Genomic DNA, 8003 nt, shown 5'->3' on the forward strand with positions numbered 1-8003 from the left:
TGTAGGGCCAAACGAAATCCGAACGCAGCAGAATGCCCACGCTAATGCCGCTGACATAGGCGCTGGCAAGGTTTGGCCATTTGCCATAGGTGAGTCGGCCTAGCACCAACTCGGTCGCCATGCTGGTAAGAATGGCTGCCAACGTGTAGAACGGATTCACGAGAACCCGCGCGGAGAGTTGCGCCATCAAGAGAATGAAGGTAACGAGTAGGGGCGCAATGTAGCGTTGATCGATTCGTAAGCCAAGGCCTTTCGGCCGCACTCGTTCGACCGCATTTTTAAATAAAACAAGATTGCTCATAATGACTATGGCTCCTTAATGTTGTTGATCGCGTTGATCTTGAGAGAAGAGGCTGGGAGCGTCTGAATAACGCCTGAGGGCCATCGGATCACCAGTTTTTCGATCTGGGGATCGGGGCCAAGTCCAAAATGAAGACGGCGTTGGTTCTCCGCCGCGAATCCACACCCTCCCAGCACAAACTGTAGCTGTTGCTGATGGTTCCAATACAGGGTAACTGCGGCGCCGATGGCGCTGCGGTTGCTTCGCGTGCCCTCCAAATGAAACTCAATCCACCTATTCTTGGGGTCTACAGTGTTGCGATAGATCAGCAGCGGACCGCGCTGATTTGCCACAATGACATCAAGCGCCCCATTATTCCACAGGTCGGCCAAGGCCACAGCCCGTCCATCATAGAGGTCGGTAGCTCCAACCTGTTGAGCCACCTCGGTAAAGTGGCCGGTGCCATCACCAAGCCAGACGCACTTCTTTTCATAGCCGGAGAGGCTTCGCCCGTTCATGGCCGGCCAGTTGGCCGCATCCGAGATAATGGCGCTATTGGCTCCTGCCACCTTATTAAATTCGTGCCAGTAGCTTTGGTCACGTTTTCCCGAATAGAAGCCGTTGGTAAGATAGAGGTCGAGGTAGCCGTCGTTATTGAGGTCGCCGAACTGCGCCCCAAAGCTCCAGCCCCCCATGGCCACTCCCATCTCGGCCCCCATCTCGTCGTACCTAATCGCCTGCCCTGTCGTGCCTGGTCGCGGCACCCACAGGTTATTACCCTGCATAAGCTCGCCGGGTTCCGAGATATTGCTGATGTAGATGCAGGGCCTTCCCTGATTAAGAATATCGCCGAAGCTCACGTTCATGCCGCTTTTAGGGCCTTCGGTAAACGAGTAGATGGCGCTTTTCGCGATGGGGATGAATCGTCTCCCACGGTCGTTATAGAAGAAGAGCGAGGCCCCATAGTCTCCGGCGATCACGATATCGGGATAGCCGTTGCCGCACAGGTCGGCGGCGGCGGCGGCCAACGCCCAGTAGCGCCCGCCTAGGCCCATCGGCTCGGTAACGTCCTCAAAACGCCCACCGCCCAAGTTCTCCAGAAGATAGAGGCGGCCCCCATTGCTACCGTACTCGAAGTTGTTCGTCATGATCTTGGTGGTGGTAAGGTGAAACAGGTCTATATCGTCTGGGAAATAGCCGCACAGAAGAAGGTCAATTTTGCCATCGTTGTTATAGTCGAGCCAGATAGCGTTGGAGATATTGGCCTTTGCGGGTAGCCCACTGCTGGCCGTTACATTGGTGAAGCGCTTGCCTCCTTCGTTATGAAACAGGAGGGTGGGGCCGCTCCACTTGTAGACCAGCAGGTCTTCATAGCCATCGTTATCGTAGTCGCCCCACACGGCCCCTTGGCAGACACCCGTTCCTGGGGCATTGAGATCGCTTAGGCCCACCTCTTCGGTAACATCGGTAAAGGTGCCATCATGGTTGTTGCGATAGAGAGCACACTGGGTGCCAACCCCACTATTGGTCACAAAAATATCGGCCCAGCCGTCCCTATCGAAATCCACAATGGAGACCGAGGCTCCGAAGGAGGCCACTTCGGGCATGATGTTGTTGAGCTTTGGGTCGAACTGTGGAGCTTGATGCACGAAGTGGATGCCGCACTGTTGGGCACACTCGGTGAGATAAAAACCGTAGCGTTGGAGCGATGTTTGGGGCGAGAGGGCACGGGGCAAGCGCATGGAAGCGCCCTCCACAGAGATATCGCCTCCTCGACGGCTCAGCCAGCGCGCTAGGGGCACCCCTCCCACGAGGGCCAAAAACATGCCGATGGCCACCCGCCGCGACACCGCGGCAGAATGTTGTTCTTTAATCGGTTCCGAAATTCCCATAATGTCATCCAAAAGAGCACGAGTTTGCTATGTTTCAAGAGAATAGGAAGGAATAACTCCCTACTAATATTGTACCAAACTTTTCAACTCTATGAGAACGGCAAGTTTCTAGAACTCTATCTCCGAGAATTGGGAGATGGGTGATCTGTAGGGAGAATTCTGCTGACGGGTTTCTCTGATTGACGCCTCTTTGTGAGCTATTCAAAATCTTGTTTCTGAGTACGGCTATATCTTTGGCGAGGGACCCCCCACTTGCCTTAGGCAGGTGGGGGAAACCAAAATACGCAGCAGGAGCGATGCCCTGCCGATAGGCAGTCCTACAAACGCTACGACTCTATATCCGAAACGTAGGAAAGTGGGTCGGGAGTGATGATGCTGCACAACTCATGCAGTAAAAGCTCCTCTGCCCCCTTGTACTCTATTTTGTAAACGGCAAGCGGGATGCCTTGCGGCACCAGAAAAACGCCGTCTCTGCCATAGGCGGTTCTAGGACAGAGATAACGAGGTTCAGCTCCTATGGCGAGCAGGTAGTCATTGGGGGTGCTCCAATCTCTTGCCGCCCCATAAGGCCCCGCGCAGGCACAGGGCGGAATGTCCTGATCGTATCAGTACCAGCGACCAAGCGCATACGGAGCCCCGCGACGGCCATAGTAGAGATTGTAGTAGCCTGAGTCCCTTACACACTTCCATACGAGCCGAACGGGCTGGTCTTCAACATAGATAAGGGGCATAAGACCCCTACATCTCCAAAAGCGCAGGGCGGCACGCCTGTAGGCAATATATTCGGGTGTGTTGTGCCGTAGATGCCAAAGCATCCCAGAACCGGCGTAACGCCTAGAGAGCCAACTCTGAAGCGCCTGTACCTGCTGCTTGTCAACGCGCTTCAACCTTTTAAGCAGCTCTTCAACTGCCTGCGGCAGAGTCCTTTCCTTCGTCGGTGTGCTCGCGCTTTCCTGCGGAGCGTCTGCACGGCTCTGTTGGAACTCTTTGTCTTGGCCCGATCGGTTTTCCTTGTTCTCCATACTCTGTTCTCCTTCCGGCCACTCCTCGTGACCTTTGTAGATTGATTTTATGTTGGCCAGCCTTTTGTCTGGCGCGTACATTGTACGGCGGGTTTTTCAGGATCGCTCGTTTCCTCTCGGGATTCGAGACGATGCTGCATCCCCTCTAGCAAAATAAATAGAGAGACGCCCGCCAAAAGCGGAAAGAACCTTTTAAGGAAATGAAGGTGAGGCCGTTTGCCGTGAGGAGGAACGACGCCGAATCGCGCAGCAAGCCGCTATTTGGTGCATAATGAACGTAGTTCGCAGATAGAGATGTTGAGGAGGCCTCGGTTGGACGATAGTGGCTCGGCACAGGATCGGGCAAAATCGGTTCTGGTTGTTGGCGGAGGGGTAGCCGGTATTGCGGCCTCCGTCGCGCTGGCCGATGCCGGCTTTCGGGTGCTGCTGCTGGAAAAACGCCCGTTGCTAGGTGGTCGAGCCTCCTCTTTCTTAGATCCTATCGTGGGCGAACGGGTGGATGAATGCCAGCATGGCACCATGCGGTGCTGCACGAACCTGGCCGATCTCCTTGAGCGCCTTGGGGTGCATCATCAGATAGATTACTGCGACACGCTGGAGTTTTTGGAGCCGAATGGCCGGCGCTCCGTTCTGCGCGGCAGCCCCCTCCCGGCCCCGCTGCACACCTTGCCCTCCTTCCTTCGGTTCCGCGCGCTCTCCCTGCGCGATAAGCTTGGCATTGCCCATGCCCTTCTGAAAATCATGCGAACCAACCCGCGCCATGCCGCGTGGGAACAACAGAGCTTCGCAAGTTGGCTTGCCTCGGTGAACCAACCCCCCACCGCAATTCGGCGGTTCTGGCGCCCCATTCTCGTAAGCGCCTGCAATGAGGAGTTAGAGCGCATTTCGTGTGCGCATGCTTTCTTCCTTTTTCAGACGGGGTTTTTGGCGCATCCTCAGGCGTTCCATTTTGGCATTCCCAAAGTTCCCCTCGCCTCGCTTTACACCGAGCCGACACTAAACACCCTTCGGCAGCGAGGGGGCTGCGTGCGCACAAGGACGACTGTTAAAAGATTGGAGGTCGAGGGCAATTGCGTTCAAGAGGTTGTGCTGGCAGATGGTGAGCGCCTGCGTGCCGACTGGTACGTTTTGGCAGTTCAGTGCGACCTTCTCGAACACCTGCTTCCGAAGGAGGTGATCGAAAGCGATCCCTATTGGCAAAGGGCGCTCCAGATTCCTCTTGCACCCATTTTAGGAGCGCATTTTTGGTTTGATCGGCCCATCGTTTGCCCGAAGGCCGTTGCCGTGCTGGATCGGCGCATCGAATGGATTTTCCATCGCTCCCTCAATCTCGGTAAAGACCCCAAACAAGGCTCCTGCCTCAGCGTGGTGATCAGCGCCTCTTACTCCTATGAGGCCGTAGAGAAGGAGCACCTAAAATCGCTGCTTTTAGAGGAACTTACCGCCTGCCTGCCGGACGTGGCGGAGGCGCAACTTGTGCATTGGACGTTGGTGCGTTGGCCCAAAGCCACCCTCTCTCCGGTACCCGGAGTAGAAGCGATGCGGCCGCCACAGAAAAGCCCTCTCTCCAATTTGGTCGTTGCCGGAGAGTGGACGCAAACCGGTTGGCCCTCCACCATGGAAGGCGCTGCCCGAAGCGGTTATCTGGCCGCGCGCGTCATTTGCAATCAGGAGGGTTTGCCCTGCGCCTTGCCGGTTCCCGACCTACCGAAGATGGGTTTGGCCAAATGGCTTCTACGGTAGGCTTTCTCACTTCGGCCTCTTAAGGCCCCCACCCCCCCGCCCCTCAAGGCCGATGCCCTCCCCCTCCCCCGATTCGGGAGAGTGGCACCTCGCGGTGGGCGTCCTCGCGGACGGCGCCTTTGCGGCCAGCACAGTTCCCGTGATCGTCTATCTCGCTGGCCGCTGCGTTGCTGTCTGCAAGACGGAAAGGACGGGATAGGGGGCGAACAAGATAAGCTCATTCTGCTAGCTTGCTCTAAAACCCAGAGAGTGTCCATCTAAACAGCAAAGAACGCAAAAACCCTCTAAAAATAACCTGTAAAACCGCTAAATTGGCACGGAAATTGCAATAGGAATCTATGGAAGTGTATGTCCGTCTGTCACATGACGGCTTTGCTCTTAGTCTTTCTCTAAAACACGATTTCATCAAGGAGGAAACGCTTTATGAGGCGCTTCAACTTTGGGAACGCAAACGGGAAAGGCTTAACTTTTTGGATTTCTAGCCTCTTCCTAGAGGCCTTGGTGTGGGGAAGCGGCCTAGGAGCAGTTCAGGCTCAAAACAGCCCTCCAGAACCCACCGTTATTCTCCACGCTTTCGGAACGGAAGATGGGTTCACTCCCTCTGGCGGAGTGATAGAGGGTAGTGATGGAGCCTTTTACGGTACAACCAGCGATGGTGGTAGCTCTCGTAGAGGGATTGTTTACCGCATCAATCCTGACGGAAGTAGCTACACAATTCTCCATAGTTTTTCGAGACAAGGGTGGCACAATGGGCAGTACGGAAACACAGATGGTGCCCTTCCTACCGGCCTTCTGCTGCAGGGTTCGGATGGATATCTGTATGGAACGACACAAAATGGAGGTACCTACGATGGTGGGGTCATCTATCGGATAAGCCCGGACGGCCTCTATTTGCAGGTGATCCATCACTTTACCGGCGGTAGAGATGGCGCCACTCCCGTAGCCGGTGTCATACAGGGTAATGATGGAGCTTTGTATGGGACGGCTAGTCACGGAGGTGCCTATGGGAATGGTGTGGTGTTCAAAGTTAACCCCGATGGCTCTAACTTCCAGGTGCTCCATAACTTCAGTGGCAATGACGGTAGCAGTCCCTATGCCCGTGTTATACAAGGTTCAGATGGAGCTTTGTATGGGACGACCCTCTTTGGAGGCGTCAATGGGAATGGTGTGGTGTTCAAAGTTAACCCCGATGGCTCCTTCCAGGTGCTCCATAACTTCACCGGAGGGAATGACGGAGCCCATCCCTTTGCCGGTGTTATACAGGGTAGCGATGGGGCCTTGTATGGGACGGCTAGAGATAGCGCCAATGGGCAGGGCGTTGTGTTCAAGGTCAACCCTAATGGCTCCAACTTCCAGGTGCTCCATAACTTCAGTGGCAATGACGGTGGCGGGCCCTATGCCGGTGTCATACAAGGTTCAGATGGAGCTTTGTATGGGACGACTATAAGAGCTACTGGAAGCGTCTATTGGAATGGTGTGGTGTTCAAAGTTAACCCCGATGGCTCCAACTTCCAGGTGATCTACAAATTCTATGACCCTTATGATGGCGCTACTCCAAATGCTCCCCTGACTTTAGGCAGAGACGGTCTGCTTTACAGCACAACCATAGGTGGAGGTATAGAGGCGAGTACAGGGGTTATCTACCGTTTGAAGCCAGATGGCACCGGTTTTCAAGTACTCTATCGGTTTTTGAGCCGTGATGGGTTAGAAGGAATTGATGGTGAGTCTCACATCACTGCCCTCATTCAAGGGAGCGATGGAATGCTGTATGGAACGACTGCTGGCGGAGGCGCAGCAGGAGTAGGAGTGGTCTTTCGGGTTAACCCCGACGGTTCCAACTTCCAGCTTATCCATAGTTTCTCCCGCTATAGCGGTTTTACCAACTATACCAACGATGACGGAGCTCATCCCCTCGCCGGTGTCATACAGGGTAGTGACGGGGCCTTGTATGGAACGACGAGCTATGGTGGCCCTCTGATTTACCACCCCCAGCCAGGAGGTGGCTACAATACCTCTCGTGACAATGGTGTTCTTTTCAAAGTCAATCGAGATGGTACGGGTTTTCAGGTGTTGCATGTTTTCGGCTCATCAGATGATGGACATGGCCACTTAGTGGACGGTACCCATCCCCAAGCTGGTGTTATTCAAGGGGCCGATGGTTACCTCTATGGAACAACCTCGTATGGCGGTTATGGAGGTACCGGAATTCCCTATGTGCTGGGGGATGGGGTGGTTTACAAGGTAAAACCTGATGGCTCCAACTTCCAGGTGCTGCATCTTTTTGACACCATGACCGACCAATACGGCAATCCTCTGGATGGCTCCAATCCGGTTGGAGGTCTCATCCAAGGAAGAGACGGCGCCCTCTATGGCACAACCATCGCAGGCGGCACCAACGGCACCGGGGTAATATTTAAATTGAACTCGGACGGGACGGGTTTTAGAGTACTTCACACCTTTTCTGCAACGTCCGGCCCGTGGTACAATCCCTATATCAACGACGACGGCGCCTATCCCTCAGCTTCTCTCCTTCAAGGCAAGGATGGGGCGTTATACGGAACAACCTCTCATGGAGGCGCCTACGGGGGTGGAGTGATTTTCAAAATCAACCCCGATGGTACCGGCTTTACGGTACTCCATGCCTTTACACAAGGAGGTGACGGTAATAGTCCTCAAATAGGTCTTATACAAGGCTCCATCGGAGCCTTGTATGGAACGACCATTGAGGGCGGTGGTGGATGGGGAGTAGTGTTCAAGATCAACCCCGATGGTTCCAACTTCCACGTACTGCACAACTTCGGTGAGGGCTACTACGGTGCCGACTATGATGCCCAGTCCGTAAAAGCCTTGATCCAGGGCCGTGATGGTAATTTGTATGGACTAAGTAGTTATGGAGGAGATGCTGGTTCTCTAGGGGATACCCATGGAACCCTCTTTCGGATCGGCCCGCAGTTGCTTTCTGTGGCTCCTGCCAGTGTGGCTGCCGGTTCGGGAGACCTGCAGCTAACCCTTGTGGGCACCGGCTTTGCCCAAAACGATACCCTCCTCTGGAACGGTACCACCTCC

General features: G+C 54.7%; 4 protein-coding genes and 1 pseudogene. 2 read left to right on the top strand and 3 right to left on the bottom strand.

Going from position 1 to position 8003, the window contains the following annotated elements:
* The 3 genes and pseudogenes from VKV29_RS01660 to VKV29_RS01670 form a co-directional block, all read right to left on the bottom strand.
* A pseudogene (locus VKV29_RS01660) lies at window positions 1–301 on the bottom strand (hypothetical protein); the annotation flags it as partial.
* A 5-nt stretch (window positions 302–306) separates the two neighbouring features.
* Window positions 307–2172, bottom strand: a complete 1866-nt coding sequence (locus tag VKV29_RS01665) for a CRTAC1 family protein (RefSeq protein WP_324199556.1) — start codon at window positions 2170–2172, stop codon at window positions 307–309.
* A 605-nt stretch (window positions 2173–2777) separates the two neighbouring features.
* The gene (locus VKV29_RS01670) at window positions 2778–3194 is read right to left on the bottom strand and encodes a hypothetical protein (RefSeq protein WP_324199557.1); all 417 of its coding nucleotides are present in this window, start codon (window positions 3192–3194) and stop codon (window positions 2778–2780) included.
* A gap of 312 nt (window positions 3195–3506) precedes the next feature.
* Between VKV29_RS01670 and hpnE the strand changes: the two genes are divergently transcribed.
* Both hpnE and VKV29_RS01680 read left to right on the top strand, forming a co-directional pair.
* Window positions 3507–4937 (top strand): hydroxysqualene dehydroxylase HpnE, encoded by a 1431-nt coding sequence (gene hpnE, locus VKV29_RS01675; RefSeq protein ID WP_324199558.1) that lies wholly within the window; start codon window positions 3507–3509, stop codon window positions 4935–4937.
* Between the two features lie 423 nt (window positions 4938–5360).
* On the top strand, window positions 5361–8003 hold a 2643-nt coding region (locus VKV29_RS01680; protein ID WP_324199559.1), incomplete at its 3' end, for a choice-of-anchor tandem repeat GloVer-containing protein.

The sequence above is a fragment of the Chthonomonas sp. genome, from assembly GCF_035294165.1.
Lineage (GTDB): Bacteria > Armatimonadota > Chthonomonadetes > Chthonomonadales > Chthonomonadaceae > Chthonomonas.